The 388-nt window shown below is 66.0% G+C and carries 1 protein-coding gene; it reads right to left on the bottom strand.

Annotation, left to right across the window (positions count from 1 at the left end; genetic code table 11):
- On the bottom strand, positions 1 to 388 hold a 388-nt coding region (locus tag HX846_RS38690; RefSeq protein WP_178967635.1), incomplete at both ends, for a FecR family protein.

The following is a 388-nucleotide window of genomic DNA, read 5'->3' as shown; positions in this document are numbered from 1 at the left end:
CGGCAGCCTGGTATCCGGATCGAACGCCACTTGCCCATGGGCCACGCTGACCACCAGTTGCTGCTTGCTGCGCCGCACATCGAAGCCGGTGCCGACCACCCGCACATTGGCTTCACCGGCCTGCACGAACAGCGGACGCTCCTTGTCGGGCGCCACCTCGATATACAACTGGCCCTGATCCAGATGCACGATGCGCTGGTGACTGTTGAAGTCCACCCGCAGGCGCGTATTGGCGTTGACGTACAAGGTGCTGCCGTCAGGCAAATGCATGGTGCGCATTCCTTTGGCATGGGCCGCGACCTGGGCGTGGAACAGCTCGCGTGGGGCGCCGATGTTGCTCGCCAGCACGGCACACACCAGGGCGGCAGCCACCGCCAGGGCCGGGCGC

Origin of the sequence: Pseudomonas sp. K5002, assembly GCF_013386655.1 — a bacterium.
GTDB lineage: Bacteria > Pseudomonadota > Gammaproteobacteria > Pseudomonadales > Pseudomonadaceae > Aquipseudomonas.
The sequence above is the reverse complement of the archived record's forward strand: the minus strand, read 5'-3'. Positions and strand labels throughout refer to the sequence as shown.